Origin of the sequence: Paraoerskovia marina (assembly GCF_900105445.1) — a bacterium.
GTDB classification, from domain to species: Bacteria; Actinomycetota; Actinomycetes; order Actinomycetales; family Cellulomonadaceae; genus Paraoerskovia; species Paraoerskovia marina.
Window position 1 is genome coordinate 25,747 of sequence record NZ_LT629776.1, and the last position, 16,584, is coordinate 42,330.

General features: G+C 70.5%; 14 protein-coding genes. 5 read left to right on the top strand and 9 right to left on the bottom strand.

All coding sequences use genetic code 11. From position 1 onward, the window contains the following. The first annotated feature begins 30 nt into the window (after nt 1–30). Nucleotides 31–393, top strand: a complete 363-nt coding sequence (locus BLU20_RS00125) for an STAS domain-containing protein (RefSeq protein ID WP_029251906.1) — start codon at nt 31–33, stop codon at nt 391–393. On the opposite strand, the gene BLU20_RS00130 is transcribed toward BLU20_RS00125, so the two are convergent. Beyond that, on the bottom strand, nt 381–2,663 hold the full coding sequence (locus BLU20_RS00130) for a SpoIIE family protein phosphatase (protein WP_231959239.1): 2,283 nt from the start codon (nt 2,661–2,663) through the stop codon (nt 381–383). The two genes, BLU20_RS00125 and BLU20_RS00130, sit on opposite strands and share 13 nt — an antisense overlap. Nucleotides 2,664–2,828: 165 nt before the next feature. Between BLU20_RS00130 and BLU20_RS00135 the strand changes: the two genes are divergently transcribed. Then, nucleotides 2,829–3,224, top strand: a complete 396-nt coding sequence (locus tag BLU20_RS00135; protein WP_043109142.1) for an STAS domain-containing protein — start codon at nt 2,829–2,831, stop codon at nt 3,222–3,224. A 123-nt stretch (nt 3,225–3,347) separates the two neighbouring features. Here BLU20_RS00135 and fbaA read toward each other — a convergent pair whose 3' ends face one another. After that, a complete protein-coding gene (gene fbaA / locus BLU20_RS00140) occupies nt 3,348–4,367 on the bottom strand; it encodes a class II fructose-bisphosphate aldolase (protein ID WP_029251903.1) in 1,020 nt (339 codons plus the stop codon). 181 nt (nt 4,368–4,548) lie between these two features. Further along, nucleotides 4,549–5,196, bottom strand: coding sequence for a TrmH family RNA methyltransferase (locus BLU20_RS00145; protein ID WP_029251902.1), 648 nt, complete (start codon nt 5,194–5,196; stop codon nt 4,549–4,551). Nucleotides 5,197–5,226: 30 nt separating this feature from the next. On the opposite strand from BLU20_RS00145, the gene BLU20_RS00150 reads away from it, so the two are divergent. Then, entirely contained in the window at nt 5,227–6,009 is a 783-nt protein-coding gene (locus tag BLU20_RS00150; protein WP_083371110.1) for an HAD-IIA family hydrolase, read from the top strand. Nucleotides 6,010–6,031: 22 nt separating this feature from the next. Here BLU20_RS00150 and pyrE read toward each other — a convergent pair whose 3' ends face one another. The 3 genes from pyrE to BLU20_RS00165 all read right to left on the bottom strand — a co-directional run bounded on the left by pyrE (nt 6,032) and on the right by BLU20_RS00165 (nt 8,737). Further along, the gene (gene pyrE, locus BLU20_RS00155) at nt 6,032–6,613 is read right to left on the bottom strand and encodes an orotate phosphoribosyltransferase (protein ID WP_083371111.1); all 582 of its coding nucleotides are present in this window, start codon (nt 6,611–6,613) and stop codon (nt 6,032–6,034) included. Beyond that, nucleotides 6,610–7,890 (bottom strand): PP2C family protein-serine/threonine phosphatase, encoded by a 1,281-nt coding sequence (locus tag BLU20_RS00160; protein ID WP_083371112.1) that lies wholly within the window; start codon nt 7,888–7,890, stop codon nt 6,610–6,612. The genes pyrE and BLU20_RS00160 overlap by 4 nt, the downstream gene beginning before the upstream one ends. An 82-nt stretch (nt 7,891–7,972) precedes the next feature. After that, nucleotides 7,973–8,737, bottom strand: coding sequence for an SDR family NAD(P)-dependent oxidoreductase (locus BLU20_RS00165; protein WP_083371113.1), 765 nt, complete (start codon nt 8,735–8,737; stop codon nt 7,973–7,975). A 74-nt stretch (nt 8,738–8,811) separates the two neighbouring features. Here BLU20_RS00165 and BLU20_RS00170 point away from each other — a divergent pair, with 74 nt between their 5' ends. Together BLU20_RS00170 and BLU20_RS14255 are read left to right on the top strand one after the other, a co-directional pair. Further along, complete coding sequence (locus BLU20_RS00170) at nt 8,812–9,603, top strand: exodeoxyribonuclease III (protein ID WP_083371114.1); 792 nt, start codon at nt 8,812–8,814, stop codon at nt 9,601–9,603. 102 nt (nt 9,604–9,705) lie between these two features. After that, the gene (locus BLU20_RS14255) at nt 9,706–10,245 is read left to right on the top strand and encodes a DUF4190 domain-containing protein (RefSeq protein WP_157270195.1); all 540 of its coding nucleotides are present in this window, start codon (nt 9,706–9,708) and stop codon (nt 10,243–10,245) included. A gap of 95 nt (nt 10,246–10,340) precedes the next feature. Here BLU20_RS14255 and BLU20_RS00180 read toward each other — a convergent pair whose 3' ends face one another. From BLU20_RS00180 to BLU20_RS00190, 3 genes are all read right to left on the bottom strand, one after another. After that, complete coding sequence (locus tag BLU20_RS00180) at nt 10,341–11,633, bottom strand: hypothetical protein (protein ID WP_083371116.1); 1,293 nt, start codon at nt 11,631–11,633, stop codon at nt 10,341–10,343. Nucleotides 11,634–11,767: 134 nt separating this feature from the next. Continuing rightward, nucleotides 11,768–14,191, bottom strand: a complete 2,424-nt coding sequence (locus BLU20_RS00185; RefSeq protein WP_083371117.1) for a GH36-type glycosyl hydrolase domain-containing protein — start codon at nt 14,189–14,191, stop codon at nt 11,768–11,770. Between the two features lie 49 nt (nt 14,192–14,240). Beyond that, nucleotides 14,241–16,457 carry an NTP transferase domain-containing protein gene (locus BLU20_RS00190; RefSeq protein WP_083371118.1) on the bottom strand — a complete coding sequence of 739 codons (2,217 nt, stop codon included), beginning with the start codon at nt 16,455–16,457 and terminating at the stop codon, nt 14,241–14,243. Nucleotides 16,458–16,584: the final 127 nt, after the last annotated feature.

Genomic DNA, 16,584 nt, shown 5'->3' on the forward strand with positions numbered 1-16,584 from the left:
CACGGCGCGAGGTTGTCTAGAGTGCTAGGCATGATCGAGATCGCAACGTCGCCGGCGACGACCACGCTCGTCATCACGGGGGACCTGGATCTCGTCGAGCGTGACCAGTTCCCGGAGATCGCCGCCCGGGTGGTCGGCCTTCGACGCCAGCTCCTGGTGATCGACATGTGCCGGGTCACGTTCATGGACTCGACCGGCGCGGCCTTCCTGATCTCGCTCGCCGACTCGGGGCGCAAGCGCGGCGGGGCGACGGTGCTGCGCGGGTGTGACGACCGTGACCTGTTCGTGCTCGAGGTGTGCGGCGCCCTGGACCTGTTCCGGATCGACTCCGAGCACCACTGCTCGTCGGCGACGACGACTCCCCCGCGGGACGAGTTCCCTCAGTCGTCCTGAGGCTCGACCGGGGTCGGGCCGCTCGCCGGGTCGCTCTGCGCGGGCTTGCCGGACCCGAAGTCCGGCAGCCCCTCGGTGCGCATCGTCGCCCAGACGATCTTGCCGGCCGACGACGGACGCCAGCCCCACTCGGCCAGGCGCTCCACGATCTGGATCCCGAACCCGCCGACACGGTTGGCGTGACCGTCGGTGGAGACGGGCGGCGCGGGGTTGGAGTCCTCGATCTCGATCCGTAGCCCGTCCGGGGTGTCGAAGAGCCGGAGCGCGATGTGACCCCACCCGTGCACGACCCCGTTGGCCACGAGCTCCGAGACCACGAGCTCCGCACTGACCGGACTGCCCAGTCCCCAGGCGGCGCACGTGCGCGCGACGGCGTGACGCGCACGACCGATCGAGGCCGGCTCGCTCGGCAGGAGCCACCGACGGCTGCGCGGGCTCGAGGAGTCGCCCGACCGGGTCGTCTCAGAGCCGGGGATGCGGACGACGACGAGCGCGACGTCGTCCTCGGGCGCCTCGGCCAGGCGGGAGAGCAGCTCCTCGCCGATCCCCGCGGCGTCGTGCGCCTCGATCGTGGCCGCCGTCTCGACGAGCGTGTCGAGACCGACCCGCAGAGATCGGTCCCGTCGCTCGATCAGTCCGTCGGTGTAGAAGAGCAGCGTGTCCCCGGGCTGCACGTCGACCGGCGCGGTCTCCCGCGGCGAGGAGCCGAACCCGACCAGGGGGCCACCCCCGTCGTCGAGCATGATGACCTCGCCGTCGCGGACCCGCAGCGGCGGGAGGTGACCAGCGCGCGAGTACTCGAACGTCCAGCGCTCCGGGATCGCGACGTCGGCCTCCTCGTCGTGCGAGGCGGCGTGCCGCTTGAAGGTGGCGTACACGAGACTCGCGGACCGCGGGATCCTCATGCCCGAGACGAGCGCGTCGACGCGGTCCAGGACCGGTCCCGGGGTCGTGCGCTCGTAGGCGTAGGCGCGCGCGACCGAACGGAGCTGTCCCATGGTGGCCGCTGCCTCGACGTCGTGCCCCACGACGTCGCCGACGACGACCCCGACGACGTCCTGCGTCACCTGCAGGATGTCGTACCAGTCGCCGCCCACCTGTGCGTGGTCGGAGTTCGGTGCGTAGTACGTCCAGACGTCGAGCCCGGAGACGTCCGCCTGCTCCGGGAGCATCGAGCGCTGCAGCGTCTCGGCCAGGCGGTGCTCGCGGGCGTAGAGCCGGGCGTTGTCGATCGCGAGGCCGGCGCGGCGGGCCGTCACGCCGAGGACCGTGCGCACGTCTCCGGAGCGCTGGTCCTCGTCGTCGAACGGGATCGCGACGAGCAGACCGAGGACGCGCCGTCGGCCCGGGACGGCGTGCACCGCCACCGACCGGTCGAGCAGGTGATGCCCTGCGTGCTCCTCGAGGTCCTCCGCGAGCCAGCGCGACGCAGATCCTCGCGGGTAGTCGCCGTGCGGGTCGAACGTCAGGACGCCCTCGAACGTGCCGTTCAGAAGTTCTTGGACGGAGTCCTCGACGTCCGCCAGCAGGTTCTGGGCCCCGCTGCCCGGCCGCAGTGCATCGCCGAGGGCGTCGGTCTCCCCCGTCTCCGGGTGCGACTGCCGGCCGCCGCGCCGCTTGCTCGTGCGCCGCATGTGCATGTGTCCGCGGCCCGAGGGCGGGGCGGTCACGTCGAGCCGGTCGGCGAGGACGAGCCCGCCGTCGTTCATGTAGATGCCGGCCCAGGCGACGACGCGGCCGGTGAGCTGGTCGGCCAGCTCACGCATCGCGTACGGGCTCTCGACCTCGGAGAGCACCTCGGTCACGCGCGAGATGGTGTGCAGCGCGGTGCGCTCACGCCGCGCGTCCTCGAGCGACACGCGCTGGGCTCGTTCGCGGCGGACGTGTGCGGAGACGTCCTGCAGGACCGCCACCCAGTACGCGTCGTCGACGCCGCCGGCGGCGATCGGGTCCAGACTGACCTGCGTCCACACCTGGCGGGACCGGCGGCTCGTGTGCAGGGTGACCTGGACGGACCGGCCCGCCTCCAGGGCGGAGACGACCGTGACGTCCTGGTCGGTCTCGACACGCTCGAGGGCGAAGTCGACCGCCGGGCGGCCGATCACCTCGGACGCCGGAGCGTTCACGTACTCGCAGAAGGCGTCGTTGACCCAGAGGATCCGTGCCTCGTCGAGCCACGGTCCGGCGATGCACATCGCGACGCTGGAGGACGCGAGTGCGGCGGCGCGGGCCTCCGCCGGGAGCGAGAGCTCCCCGCCGGGGCTCGGCACGGGACCAGGAAGAAAGGGACGAACGGCAGATTCAGCCGTCGATCTGTCAGACATGACCGCCCTGTCCTCTCTGTTCACCCGCGCGTTGCTGTCGCAAGGTGCCATTCAACCGTAGATTAGTCCCCCAGGAGACCCCGACACCGGGGTCACGTCGAGAGGAGCACCGTGTCCGACGGTCCCAACACCGCACCCGGCGCACTAACGGACGGGGCCGGCACGCAGCCGGGCGACCCCGCGAGCGTCCACGTCATCGTCGGGACGAACCGTGCGCGGATCGTCCTGTCCGGGGAGATCGACGCCGATCTCGGGGCTGACCTCGCCGAGGCCACTTCGCACGCCGAGGCTGCCGGCCTGCCCGTCGAGATCGACGCGCACCACGTCACCTTCATGGATTCCTCCGGAGTCGCCTTCCTCGCGCGCCTCGCGTCCCGGAACCCGCACCCCGTCCGCGTCCTGCGGGCACCCCCGACGGTCCGGTTCCTGCTCGAGGTGACCCGCATCGGCGAGCTGCTGGAGATCATCGACGAGGACCCCGGGTTCGAGGTCAACGAAGACCGCTGAGGCGGGCCCGACCGCGGCGCAGCGTCGCGCCCGCACCCCGAAGAACACCTCTCGACCCTGCCGCAGACGACACGAGGGCCCCGCACCGGTCGGTGCGGGGCCCTCGTGCGACTCAGGGAGTCGTCACATCTTGTTGCCGGCCGAGCGCAGCTGCTGCGCGGCCTCGACGATGCGGGCGGCCATGCCGGCCTCTGCCTTCTTGCCCCAGGCGCGCGGGTCGTAGGCCTTCTTGTTCCCGACCTCGCCGTCGACCTTCAGGACGCCGTCGTAGTTCTCGAACATGTGGCTGACGACGGGACGCGTGTAGGCGTACTGCGTGTCGGTGTCGATGTTCATCTTGATGACGCCGTTGTCCACAGCCTCGGAGATCTCCTCGGCCGTCGAGCCGGAGCCACCGTGGAACACGAGGTCGAACGGGTTCTCCTTGCCGATCTTGGCGCCGACACCGTCCTGGATCTCCTTGAGGAGGGCCGGACGCAGCTTGACGGCACCCGGCTTGTAGACGCCGTGCACGTTGCCGAAGGTCAGCGCGGTCAGGTAGCGACCGTTCTCGCCGGCACCGAGGGCCTCGACCGTGGCGAGGCCGTCCTCGACGGACGTGTAGAGCTTCTCGTTGATCTCGGCCTCGTGGCCGTCCTCCTCGCCACCGACGACGCCGACCTCGATCTCGAGGATCGTGTTGGCGGCGACGGAGAGCTGCAGGAGCTCCTTCGCGATGACCAGGTTCTCGTCCAGCGGGATGTTCGAGCCGTCGAACATGTGCGACTGGAAGGTCGGGAGCTGGCCGTCCTTGACCTGCTGCGCCTCCAGCTCGAGGAGCGGGCGGACCCAGCTGTCGAGGTTCTGCTTGGTGCAGTGGTCGGTGTGCAGCGCGATGTTGACGCCGTAGTGCTTCGCGACCTCGTGGGCGTAGGCGGCGAGCGCCAGCGTGCCGGAGACGCGGTTCTTGATCGTCGAGCCGGAGGCGTACTCGGCGCCACCGACGGAGACCTGGATGATGCCGTCCGACTCCGCCTCGGCGAAGCCCTGGATGGCGGCGGTGATGGTCTGCGACGAGGTGATGTTCACGGCGGGGTAGGCGAACGAGCCTGCCTTCGCCCGGTTGATCATCTCGGCGTAGACCTCGGGGGTTGCGATAGGCATCTGCAGATCTCCAAACGACGGGAGGGGGCGCGGGTGCCAACGGCGGGGCGTGAGCACCCAGGGGTTCGTTCATCATTCTGCCATGCCAGGCCCACGTGTCGGCATCCGTCCGGCGCTCGGACGGATTGCTCCCACCGCGACCGATTCGCGTTGTTTCGGACTCCCGACGACGCGGCTCGCGCTACGGGGAGGGGTGCGGGACGTGCTGCAGCACCCAGCTGTGCATCGCGATCGCCCCGGCCGCGCCGGCGTTGATCGAGCGTGTGGAGCCGTACTGGGTGATGTGCACGACGACGTCGCACGCCTCCTGCATCGGGGGCGTCAGCCCCGTGGACTCCTGGCCGAGCACGAGCACGCAGCGCTCGGGCCAGACGAAGCCCTCCATCGGCACCGAACCGGGCACGTTGTCGACGCCGACGACCGCGAGGCCCTCCCCGCGAGCCCGCTCCACGAACCCCTCGACGTCCGGGTGGTGCTCGACGTGCAGGTAGCGGTCGGTCACCATCGCCCCGCGCCGGTTCCACCGACGTCGTCCGACGACGTGCACCCCGGCCACGTTGAAGGCGTTCGCCGTCCGCACGACGGAGCCGATGTTGAAGTCGTGCGCCCAGTTCTCGATGGCGACGTGCAGCGGGTGGCGCCGCGTGTCGAGCTCGGCGACGATCGCCTCGACGCTCCAGTACCGGAACTCGTCCGGGACGTTGCGACGGTCGCCCTCGGCCAGCAGCTCGGCGTCGTACCGCGGGTCGTCCGGCCACGCCGCCTCTCCGCCGGGCCACGGGCCCACCCCGACCAGGTCTTCACGTGGTGTTGGATCGACGTCGGCCATGCGGACATTGTCCCCGAGTAGTCTGAAGTCATGACAGAGCCGCATCGCGAGATCACCAGCTGGCTGACCGACATGGACGGCGTGCTCGTCCACGAGGGGCACGCCATCCCCGGCGCGCCCGAGTTCATCCGGGCCCTGCGCGACGCAGAACGACCCTTCCTGATCCTCACGAACAACTCGATCTTCACGGCGCGCGACCTCAGGGCGCGCCTCGCCTCGTCGGGCATCGACGTTCCCGAGGAGTCCATCTGGACCTCGGCCCTGGCCACCGCGCAGTTCCTCGCCGACCAGAACCCCGGCGGTTCCGCCTACGCGATCGGCGAGGCCGGGCTGACGACGGCCTTGTACGAGGCGGGGTACACGCTGACCGAGTCCGACCCGGACTACGTGGTGCTGGGCGAGACCCGCACCTACTCGTTCGAGGCGATCACCAAGGCGGTCCGCCTCATCAAGGGCGGATCGCGGTTCATCTGCACCAACCCGGACACGACCGGCCCCTCCGTCGAGGGCCCGCTGCCCGCGACCGGCGCCGTGGCCGCGATGATCACCGCGGCCACCCAGCGCGACCCCTACTTCGTCGGCAAGCCCAACCCGATGATGTTCCGCTCGGCCCTGAACCGGATCGACGCCCACTCGGAGCACACCGCGATGGTGGGCGACCGGATGGACACCGACGTCGTCGCGGGGATCGAGGCGGGGCTCTACACCTACCTGGTGCTGACCGGCTCGACGAAGATCGAGGACGTCGACACCTACCCGTTCCGTCCGAGCGAGGTCAAGGACTCCGTCGCCGACCTCGTCGACCTGGTCTGAGTCGACCTGGTCTGAGTCCGGCTCAGGCGAGCCCGAGGTCCTGCAGGTCGAACAGGTAGCGGTACGGCACGCCGAGCGCCTCGATCTTCTCCCCGGCGCCCGTGGCACGGTCGACGATCGTCGCGCAGGCCACCACCTCGGCACCCGCCTCCCGGCACGCCTCGATCGCCGCGATCGGCGATCCACCCGTCGTCGTGGTGTCCTCGAGGACGACGACGCGGCGTCCCGCGATGTCGGGCCCCTCGACCTGGCGCTGCATGCCGTGCGCCTTGGCGGCCTTGCGGACCACGAACGCGTCGAGGTCCAGGCCGCGCGAGGCGAACGCGTGCAGCAGCGCCGTGGCGATCGGGTCGGCACCGAGGGTCAGACCGCCCGCCGCCTCGACGTCGGCCGGTCCGAATCCCCACTCCTCCAGCGCGTCGAGCATCACGTGCCCGATCAGCGGTGCTGCACGGTGGTGGAGCGTCGTCCGGCGCAGGTCGACGTAGTAGTCGGCCTCCTTGCCGGAGGAGAGCGTCACCTTGCCATGCACGACGGCGAGGTCGCGGATGAGCTCACGGAGCTGTTCGCGGGGCGTGGGGCCGAAGGAGTCTGCGTTCGTCACGAGGCCAGGGTATCGGTGCCCGGAGGGTCGACGCGGAGGACGACCAGCGCGACGTCGTCGTCCTCGAGCTCCGGCAGGCAGGCGGTGAGGACCGCGTCGGAGAGGCGTCGCGGGGACGCGTCGTCGAGCCGGGCGACGACGTCGCACAGTCGGCCCAGCGAGTCGGTGATCATCTCTCCGCGGCGTTCGATCAACCCGTCGGTGAACACGAGGATGCTGTCACCCGGCCCGAGCCGGAGACGTCCGCTCTCACGCGCCGTCGGCAGGCGGAGGCCGAGCAGTGCCCCGACCGGTGCGTCGACGAGGTGCGTGGGACCCGCCGCCCGGTGGACCACCGGGGGCAGCGACCCGGCGCGCGCGCAGAGCACGTCGCGGTGTCCGCCGGCCTCCTCGGGGCCGACCGCGACCACGCTCACGGCGGTGAGGTCGCCGAGGTGCAGCCCGGCGGCGATCTTCTCGGCCCGGTCGAGGATCTCGCCGGGCGGCCCCGCGGAGTCGTAGGCGACCGTCCGTAGCACCCCGCGCAGCTGTGCCATCGAGACCGCGGCGACCATGTCGTGGCCCATCACGTCGCCGACGACGACGATCGTCCAGCCGTCCGCACGGACGACGACGTCGTACCAGTCGCCGCCGAGGTTCGAGTCGGCCGGCGCGGGCCGGTACCGCACGTCGACGGACAGGCCCGGAGTCGGCGGCGGCTCGGTCAGCACGGAGTCCTGGAGCTGGAGGGTGACCTGGCGCTCCCGCGCGACCTTGCGGCCGATCTCCTCGACCGAGCTCCGGATCGCCAAGGCGCGGGGGACGGAGTTTTCGGCGGGGACCTCCTCGATCTCCGCGGGCCGGAAGATCGACGTGACGTCCTCGAGGCGGAGCACGACGTGCGAGACCTCGTAGGACTTCGTGTGGACCGGCATCGCGGTGGGGAGGATGTATCGCTCCCGGTGCGAGCCGTCCGGCCCGACGACGTCGAGCTTGTGGGGTTCGACGATCTCGTACCGGCCCGACTGGACGACGCGCTTGATGGCGGCGACGACCGTGTCGACGCTCTGTGGTGTCGCCAGTCGCTGAGCAGGGTCGATGTCCAGGAGGTGGCGCCCGATCAGCACCGACCTCGGCAGGCCCCGGCTCTCGACGTACGCGTCGTTGACCTCGAGGACCACGAGGTCCCGCGAGAGGACCATCTTGGGTGCGACGAGGGAGGCGAAGACCGCGTGATAGTCGACCTCGGCAGCCGCTCCGGAGGGCAAGATGCGCGCGTCCTGCACATCACGACCCATGCGCCGAAACCTACCAACCGGTTGCTCGAGAGCGGTCTCGACGCCCAGCCGTCGAACGTGTCGGTCTTACGGGCTGAGCAATCTATCGTCGACGGGCCCGACCCGACGAGATCCCGCGCACCGCACCGCGCGGCAGCATGCGGAGCAGTCCGGCCGCCAGCGAGTACCGGATCGAGGGGGTCGAGATCACCGCGCCGCGCCGGACGTCGGCGAGCGCCCGCGCGACGACGGCGTCGGGCCGCAACCAGACGACCTCGGGGTAGGCGTCCATCCGCATCTTCGCGCGCTCGTGGAACTCGGTGTGCACGAACCCGGGGCAGAGCACCGTCGCCGACACCCCCGAGCCCGCGAGCTCGACGGCGAGCCCCTCCGTGAACGTCCGCACCCAGGCCTTGTGCGCGGAGTACGTGCCGCTCGTCATCAGCGCCGCCACGGACCCGACGTTCAGGACCGCGCCGCGTCCGTGCTCGACCATCTGCTCGGCAGCGGCCCGCGACAGCACCATCACCGCACGCACCATCACGTCCAGCGCCGCCAGCTCCTCGTCGACATCGCCGGTCACGAACCGCTGGTGCAGCCCGTAGCCGGCGTTGTTGACGAGCAGGCCGACGCGGCGCTCCGTCGCCCGCAGCCGGTCCGCGACCCGCTCGACGTCCTCGGCGACCGACAGGTCGGCCGGCAGCACCTCGACGTGCACGCCCGCCGCGGCGTAGAGCTGCGCAGCAAGGCGCTCAAGCCGCTCGACGTCGCGCGCCACCAGCACCAGGTCGTGCCGCGCCGCGGCGAGCTGCCACGCGAACTCCAGGCCGAGGCCGGCGCTCGCGCCGGTGATCAATGCTGTCCCCATGGACCACAGCGTACGGGTGAGACGACGGCAAGCGGAACGTCCGCCGTCGTGCGTCGCCCGGATACGCTGGGCCAATGCGCATCGCCACCTGGAACGTGAACTCCGTCCGCACCCGCGCCGAGCGCGTCGTCGCCTGGCTCGAGCGGACGGGGACGGACGTCCTCGCCATCCAGGAGACCAAGTGCAAGGAGGAGCAGTTCCCGCACGCGGTCTTCGAGGCCGCCGGGTACGAGGTGGCGGTCGTCGGCCTCAACCAGTGGAACGGCGTCGCGATCGCGTCCCGCGTGGGGATCGACGACGTCGAACGCGGCTTCCTCGGCCAGCCGGGCTTTGGCGACCCGGAGGTCGTCGAGCCGCGCGCGATCGGCGCGACCTGCGGCGGTGTGCGCGTCTGGTCGCTCTACGTGCCGAACGGGCGCGAGCTCGACCACCCGCACTACGCCTACAAGCTGCGCTGGCTCGAGGCCCTGCAGCGCGAGGCCACCGAGTGGGTCGCGGCGTCCCCCGACCTGCCGCTCGCCCTCATGGGCGACTGGAACGTCGTCCCCTTCGACACCGACGTCTGGGACGTCGCGGCGTTCGCCGGCAAGACCCACGTCTCCCCCGCCGAGCGGGACGCGTTCGCCGCGTTCGCGGACGCGGGTCTCACCGAGGTCAGCCGTGAGCACCTGCCGGCCGAGAACACCTACACCTACTGGGACTACCAGCAGCTCGCGTTCCCCAAGAACAAGGGCATGCGGATCGACTTCGCCTACGCCTCCCCCGCGCTGCGCGCCCGTGTCGACTCCGTGACGATCGACCGCGACGAGCGCAAGGGCAAGGGGGCCTCCGACCACGTGCCGGTGATCCTCGACCTCGCCGACTGACCCGCCCCAGACTCCAGCGTCGCGCCACCGCGCGATCGCGGGTCTCCGCCACGTCGCGAAACAGCCAAGGACACGGTCGGCGCCCGTGGCTACATTGACGCCATGAGCAACCCGTACGAGCCGCCGCAGCCCGACGACGCCAACCGACGGCCGGACCCGACCGAGCCTCCGCCGTCGCCCGGGTCCACACCGCCCGCGTCGCCCCCGCCCGGGGGTGCCCCGGGCTACGGGACTCCACCGCCGCCGTCGGGAACCCCCGGGCATCAGGCTCCGCCGCCGTACTCGCAGCCAGGAACTCCCCCGCCCTACGCCGGGGCGCCCTACGGGAGCGCCCCGTACGCACAGCCCTCCTACGGCACGGCCCCCGCCCCGCAGAAGACCAACGGGATGGCGATCGCCTCGCTCGCGACCTCGGTCGCCGGGTTCGTCATGCTCTGCGGCATCCCCTGCCCGGTGGGACTCGTCCTCGGGATCGTCGCCCTGCGACAGGTCAAGGAACGCGGGGAGCAGGGCCGCGGGATGGCACTCGGAGGCGTGATCGTCGGCGCGATCGGCACGGCGTTCCTGGTCTTCGCGGTGATCTTCTTCCTCTTCGTCATCGGCGTCGCGTCGACGGACACCGGATACTCGAGCACCTACTGACACGACTCCACAGCTCGCGCGCTACGGCACCGCGAATACCTCCGCAGCCTCGGCGAGGACCTCGGTGGGCATCCGGGCCGTCGCCAGGCCGATGCTCAGAGGGTGGGGACCGCCAGCGCGCGTGCGACCTGGCGGAGCCCGGCAGGGCGGTACGTCGTGCCACAGATCTGCGACCCGTCCGCGAGCATCAGCCACACCTGCCGCGGCCTCATCAGGCGGGGAACGCCGAGGACGACAGCTGCGACCTCGGCACCGGGCACGGTCAGGTCCGCGGAAGCCCCCGCGGGACGGAGGACAAGGCAGTCACCGACGGCGGCGACCGTCACCTCCCCGGGAGGGGCCGTCGTCGGACCGAGAGGTGCGACGTCGTCGGGCACGAGGTCGACCAGCTCCGCAGCACCCGTCGCAGCCAGGTCCGCGGCACGACGCGACGCGCGTGACGCCGCACGACGACGGTGGGTGACGACCAGGACGACCCACGGCACCAGGACCACCGGCGCCGAGATCACCAGCACGAGCACCGACGACGTGACGATGCCGGGAACGGCGACGAGGACCAGCGGGAGGGTCGCAAGCGGCCAGCACACGCTCCCCGGGCGCACGACGGGAAGCGCGCCGATCCCGTGCACCGAGCGCCATGCACGCCACCGGACCACGTCGTCGGCAATCAGCTCGCGCACGCGCTGGGCGTCGACGAACCGGCGCCAGTACCGAACGGACCCGCTCGCGGTGGCGAGGAGCAGGAGCCCCGGGGCGAGAGCGCCCCGCCAGTCGGTCAAGCCGCCCTCGGCCGCGGCCGCGAGCAGCACGGCGCCGAAGATCGCCGCGAACGGATACACGACGAGTCGCGCGAGCTGGCCCGGGCTCATGGGGTCGATCTTCCACCCGTCCCGGGACGTGGAGGAGACGACCTCCGCGTCCGGCCAGCGGCGCGTCCGGAACGGGCTCGACGCGTCCGCCGCCGGATCACCCGCGGGAAGGTCCTGCACGCCCGGGAGGTGCAGCGACCGTGCCCACCGACCGCGCGCCCGGCGCACCGCGGTCCAGCGACGGCGGTAGGCCAACCATCCGCCGGCGAGCAGCACGAGAAGCACCACGAACGGCACGAGCCCCGCGACGGAACCCCGACCGTCGGACACCTCTTGTGCCTCGCGGCCGAGGAGGGCGAGGAAGAGCATCCCCGCGCCGACGAAGAGGCCTGAGACGAGCAGGCGGAGGAGTCCCTCGTCGCGGCGAGCGAGCACGTTCATCGCCGCGACATGCTGGTCGACGGCCTCGGCGAAGGTGCCGGGCCGCACGCCGGGGCCGTCGAGCGGGTCGGCGAGCACCGTGCCGAGGTCAACCTTCACCTCGTCGATGAACGCGTCGTCGATGCTGGTGCCTGCCATTGACCAGCCCCCCGTGCTCTCACGACGCATGATCCTGGCATGCAGCACTCCCCCGGTTCCAACGGGTATCGCACCGTGGATCCGGGGGAGCGCAGCGGAACGAACGGGTCTGCGTCGTCCCGTCGAGGTGGGGTTCAGCCCAGGGTGACGACGACCTTCACCTCGGCGCCCTCAGGCTGCGCGGGGATCGGCAGGTCGGCCGGGTGGTCGACGCCGTCGATCGTCACCGAGGCGACGCCCTTCGAGACGTGGTCGGGGTTCTTGACCTCGATCTCGTAGACGGCGCCGCGCCACTCACGACGCACCTCGAACCCGTCCCAGTCCTTCGGGATCGCGGGGTCGACGATCAGGCCGTCGAGCGCGAGGCGGATGCCGAGGATGTACTTGGTCGCGGCCGTGTACATCCACCCGGCGGTCCCGGTGAGCCACGGGTTCTGTGCCTTGCCGAAGTCCTCGTGGTCGCGGCCGTAGAGGAACTGCACGTAGGCGTACGGCTCGGCTCCACGGACCTCGATGTTGTCGTTCTGGTTGTACGGCAGGATCGAGTCGTAGAAAGCGACGGCCTCGTCGCCTCGTCCGAGCATGGCCTCGGCGATGATCGGCCACGCGTTCGGGTGGCTGAAGATCGACGCGTTCTCCTTGATACCCGGGTAGACGCGCGTCAGGAAGCCGACGGTGTCGTCGATCTCCGTGAACGCCGGCCAGGCGAGGTGGTTGCCGTACTCGGAGCCGAGCAGCTCACGGACGGAGTCCATCGACTGCTCACCGCGCTCCTGGCTGGTGATCCCGGCGATGACGGGCCATGCCTGGTGCTCGAGGAAGATCTTGCCCTGCTTGTTCTCGTTCGAGCCGACCTTGACGCCGTCGCGGGTGTAGCCGCGGACCCACCACTTGCCGTCCCACAGCTCACGGTCGGCGACGGCGGTGATCCGGGCCAGCTCCGCCTCGTACTTCTCGACGTCCTCGGTCCGGCCCAGCGGGCGCGCGATCTCGAGGAACGCGCGGATGGCCCAGGCGTGCAGGAAGGTCACGAGCGCCGTCTGCCCGCCACCGAGGTTGAGGCAGTCGTTCCAGTCGGCGCGGAGCCCGAGCGCGACGCCGTTCTCACCGACCTGCTCCGTGGAGAAGTCGAGCGCCCGCTTGAGGTGCTCGTACACCGTGGCGGGGGTGCCCTCGGCGAACGGGATCTCCTCGTCGAGGAAGTCGAGCCGCCCGGTCTCCTTGACGTACTCCACGACCGACGGCACGAGCCACAGGTGGTCGTCCGAGCAGGTGTCCTCGAGGCCGTGGATCAGGTCCGCGGTGCTCGGCGTCGGCACGATCGTCGGCGAGGGGACGTCCGGGAGCTTCGGGGCGTCCGGGTCGAACGCCTTCGGGTCGAACAGGTGCAGCCCGTACCCGGCCTCGGTCTGCGCCCGCAGGAGCTCGACGATGCGCTGGTGCGTCTTGGTCGGGTTGGAGTGGATGACGCTCATGACGTCCTGGGCGGTGTCCCGGTATCCCAGGCCCGCACGACCGCCGACCTCGACGAACGACGCGAACCGCGACCACACGACGCAGGTCTCCGCCTGGAGCAGCGTCCAGGTGTTGATCATCGTGTTCATGCCCTCGTGGGGCGTGCGGATGCGGAGCTTGTCCTGCTTGTCGGTCCAGTGCTTGCGCAGGCGGGCGCGCTCGGCGTCGACCGTCGCGAGGTCGGCGTACTTGGCCTGCATGGCGCGCCCGGCCTCGTCCCGCGAGCCGTAGCCCAGCAGGTAGACGACGCGCTTGGTCTCCCCCGGCTGCAGCGTGATCTTGTGCTGCAGCGAGCCGCAGTGGTTCTGCGTGGTCCCGGACTTGTTCGACCCCTCGCCGCGCTCGATCGCGATCGGGTTCGACTCCGACCGGTAGGAGCCGATGAAGTTGTCGCGCAGGGAGTCGTAGGACGACGGTGTCTCGCTGGAGGCGAAGTAGTGGTGCGTCCAGGGCTCGTAGTAGAAGTCGTACTCGATGATCCCGTCCTCGTACGAGGAGCCGGACGCGTAGAGCGACATCTGCAGGTTCTGGTTGTCGATCGTGATCGTGTGGAAGCTGAACTCCACGTACGACCCGACGGTCAGCGTCCGTACCTCGTCCGAGGTGTTGGTGACCTTCACGTCCCAGAGCTCGACGTCGTCGTCCAGCGGGATGACGATGGTCTGCTCGGCCTCGATGCCCTTGTACTTCGCCTCGAACGTCGAGTACCCGAGTCCGTGGCGCGTGGTGTACTCGGCCCCGTCCTCGTGACCGTCGGCCTTCAGCGGCTTGCCGACCGGCTGCCAGGAGACGGACCAGAAGTCGCCGTCGGCGTCGTCGCGCAGGTAGACGTAGTGGCCCGGTCGGTCCAGCGGGACCCCGTTGGGACGGAAGCGGGAGATCCGCCCGTACTGGGAGGACTTGTAGTACGAGTACCCGCCGCCGTTGTGAGACAGGACGGTACAGAAGTCCTTCGTGCCCAGGTAGTTCGTCCACGAGACCGGGACGTCCGGTCGGTCGATGACGTACTCGTCGCGGTCGGTGTCGAAATGGCCGTAGCGCATCGGGGGTGGTTCCTGTCTCTCAGTTCGGGGCGTGCTCGGCGAGTACGGGTCAGATGCCGGCGGTGACGAAGGTCTTGAGCCAGTCGAGCAGCTCGGTCGCCTTCTCCGGCGAGTCGGCCTCGACGAACATCCGCAGCACCGGCTCGGTGCCGGAGAAGCGCAGCAGGGCCCAGTTGTCGTTCTCCAGCAGGATCTTGGTGCCGTCGAGGTGCGAGACGCTGACCACCGGGTACTCGCCGATGTGCGTCAGGGGCTCGGCCTCGAGACGGCGCGGCACCGCGATCCGCATCTCAGGGGTGGCGGGGACCCCGGCCTCGAGCGTGTAGAGGCGGCCGGTGATCTCGTAGATCATCTCGCGCAGCTCGGAGATCCGCTTGCCCGTGCGGGCCAGCATCTCGACCACGAGCGCGCACGCGAAGATGCCGTCCTTGCCGAGGATCCAGCCGCGGATCGTCAGACCGCCCGACGACTCGCCGCCGAGGACGGCTCCGATCTTGTCCATCCCGGCGGTGACGTGCTTGAAGCCGACGCGGCACTCGAACGACTCCTCGCCGAAGTGCGCGGCGAGCCGGTCGAGCAGGTGCGTGGTCGCGAGGTTGCGGACGACGCCGCCCTTCTCGCCGCGGACCTCGTGCAGGTACCAGTAGAGGAGGAGCAGGAGGTCGTTGCTCGAGATGTACTCGCCGGTCTCGTCGACGATGCCGATCCGGTCGGAGTCGCCGTCGGTCGCCATGCCGAGGTCGTAGCGACCGCCGCCCGACTCGATCATCGAGATCAGCGTGGACAGTCGCTGCAGGTCCGGGGCCGGCGCGATCCCGCCGAACAGCGGGTTGTGCGCGGCGTGGATGAACTCGGCGCGCACGCGCATGTCGTTGAGGATCGTGCCGAGCGTGCCCTGGCTGGTGCCGTACATCGGGTCGACGATCACGCGCAGGTCCGAGCCCCGCACGGACTCGACGTCGACGATCTTCTCGATCGCGTCCACGTAGGGCTCGGTGAGCACGCGGTCCGTGATCATGCCGGTACGGCGCGCCAGGTCGATGTCGAGGGTGATGACGTCGTCCACGGACAGAGCGTTGGCCTCGTCCTGATAGCGGTCGGTCTCCTCGTCCAGCGGCAGCGACCCGTCGCGGCGGAACACCTTCATGCCGTTCCACTCCGGCGGGTTGTGCGACGACGTGATGATGATGCCGTAGGCCGCGTCGAGGTACGGGGCGGCGAACGTCACGAGCGGTGTCGGGACGTCGTCGGGCAGGAGCGTGACGGGGATGTTGTTCCCGGCGAACACCTCGGCTGCGGCCTCGGCCGACTCGCGCGAGAGGAAGCGGCGGTCGCCGCCGATGACGACGCCGTTGGTCTCGAGTCCCTGGCGCACGACCTCGTTCGCGACGGCCTGGCACAGGCGACGGACGTTCGCGAGCGTGTAGCCCTCGCCGATGACGGCGCGCCACCCGCCGGTGCCGAAGACGATCTTGGTGTCGGTGTTCTTCTTGGGGATGAAGAGCCGCTTGAGGACGACGTCGGCCGCCTCCGCGAGCTCGTCCTCCGAGTTGACGCCGCGCACCTCGTCGGTGTCGTAGATGCGGTAGCTGGAGATCTTCCGGTCGGCGCCGATCACGCGACGCGCGACCTCGGTGAGGCGGTGCTCGCCCTCGGCCGCCAGCGCCTCGATCTGCGAGAACAGCAGCCCCGGGGCGGCGACGTAGGCGCCGACGTTGACCTCGGTGAGCCGACCCTCGGTCGCGGTGCGGTCCTCCTGCTCGAGGATGGCGCTGATCGCATGGTCGGTGGTGCGCTCGATGCGGCCGTACCCGGGCTCGGGGTTCTCGACGACGGCGGTCAGGAGCGAGAGGTCGGCGCCGGTCAGCGTGTGGCGGGTGAGCAGGCCCCGCAGCGACTGGGCGCGCAGGAGAGGCGTGTCCGCGTAGGTGACCAGCACGGCGGCGTCGCCCGCCTGGTCGCCGAGCGCATGCCCGATCGCGGTTCGTGCGGCGAGGGCGGCGTCGCCGGTCCCCCGGGGGCTGAGCTGCGTGACGTACGTGAGGTCGTCGCCCAGAAGGCCTGGAATCTCTGTCTCGTCGGGTGAGATGACGACGACGATCCGGTCGGCCGGGATGACCTTGCGGACGTTGACGAGCGCGAGCTCGACGACCGTCGAGTCACCGAGCGGGTGGGTCAGGAGCGCGCGGGACTGCTCGTCGTGGCCCGCGGCGAGCACGACCGCCGCACGCGCGCTCTGCGTTGTTACCTGCTGCGACCGGGTCATGTGCCGTCCTCGGTGTCGGTGACGCGTCCGGCACGACCGGGCAGACCGTGCCTCCTCGGGCCATCGTAACGCTTTAGGCCACCGTCCTTGCAAAGTACGGGCGGTGAACTTTTGCGAACCCTCCTGG

What these genes read in the sequence shown, in the direction of transcription:
- BLU20_RS00125 (WP_029251906.1), top strand. Translation starts at nt 31, where the DNA reads ATGATCGAGATCGCAACGTCGCCGGCGACGACCACGCTCGTCATCACG.
- fbaA (WP_029251903.1), bottom strand. Translation starts at nt 4,367, where the DNA reads ATGCCTATCGCAACCCCCGAGGTCTACGCCGAGATGATCAACCGGGCG.
- BLU20_RS00145 (WP_029251902.1), bottom strand. Translation starts at nt 5,196, where the DNA reads ATGGCCGACGTCGATCCAACACCACGTGAAGACCTGGTCGGGGTGGGC.
- BLU20_RS00150 (WP_083371110.1), top strand. Translation starts at nt 5,227, where the DNA reads ATGACAGAGCCGCATCGCGAGATCACCAGCTGGCTGACCGACATGGAC.
- BLU20_RS00160 (WP_083371112.1), bottom strand. Translation starts at nt 7,890, where the DNA reads ATGGGTCGTGATGTGCAGGACGCGCGCATCTTGCCCTCCGGAGCGGCT.
- BLU20_RS00165 (WP_083371113.1), bottom strand. Translation starts at nt 8,737, where the DNA reads ATGGGGACAGCATTGATCACCGGCGCGAGCGCCGGCCTCGGCCTGGAG.
- BLU20_RS00170 (WP_083371114.1), top strand. Translation starts at nt 8,812, where the DNA reads ATGCGCATCGCCACCTGGAACGTGAACTCCGTCCGCACCCGCGCCGAG.
- BLU20_RS14255 (WP_157270195.1), top strand. Translation starts at nt 9,706, where the DNA reads ATGAGCAACCCGTACGAGCCGCCGCAGCCCGACGACGCCAACCGACGG.
- BLU20_RS00180 (WP_083371116.1), bottom strand. Translation starts at nt 11,633, where the DNA reads ATGGCAGGCACCAGCATCGACGACGCGTTCATCGACGAGGTGAAGGTT.
- BLU20_RS00185 (WP_083371117.1), bottom strand. Translation starts at nt 14,191, where the DNA reads ATGCGCTACGGCCATTTCGACACCGACCGCGACGAGTACGTCATCGAC.
- BLU20_RS00190 (WP_083371118.1), bottom strand. Translation starts at nt 16,457, where the DNA reads ATGACCCGGTCGCAGCAGGTAACAACGCAGAGCGCGCGTGCGGCGGTC.